The sequence below is a fragment of the Aquabacterium lacunae genome, from assembly GCF_004310865.1.
Lineage (GTDB): Bacteria > Pseudomonadota > Gammaproteobacteria > Burkholderiales > Burkholderiaceae_C > Aquabacterium > Aquabacterium lacunae.
The window spans coordinates 1-320 of record NZ_SIXI01000062.1 but is presented as its reverse complement, the minus strand read 5'-3'; the positions used below and the strand labels follow the sequence as shown (position 1 = coordinate 320).

The window sequence follows — 320 nt, the reverse complement described above, 5'->3', positions numbered from 1 at the left end:
ACACGGTGGACCTGCTGGTCAACGGCCAGAAGGTGGCCACGCTGACGGTGGTGTCGGAAGACGGCCGTGTGACGATCGACCCGGTGGCCAACTACGTGGGCCCGCTGAACTTCACGTACACCGTCAGTGACGGCACCACCACCGATGTGGCGAACGTGAACGTGACGGTCGACAGCGTGAACGATGCGCCGGTGGCGCGCAACGACGTGGTCGGCGGCGATGAAGACACGCCGTTCAGCTTCGACCCGCGTGCCAACGACACCGACCCGGAGAACAACCCGCTGACCATCCTGACGGTCAACGGCCAGCCGATCAGCGTG

At 65.3% G+C, this 320-nt stretch carries 1 protein-coding gene; it reads left to right on the top strand.

Translation table 11 applies throughout. From position 1 onward, the window contains the following. Positions 1-320, top strand: a 320-nt coding sequence (locus EYS42_RS17145) for an Ig-like domain-containing protein (protein WP_165456850.1), incomplete at both ends; no start/stop codon positions are given.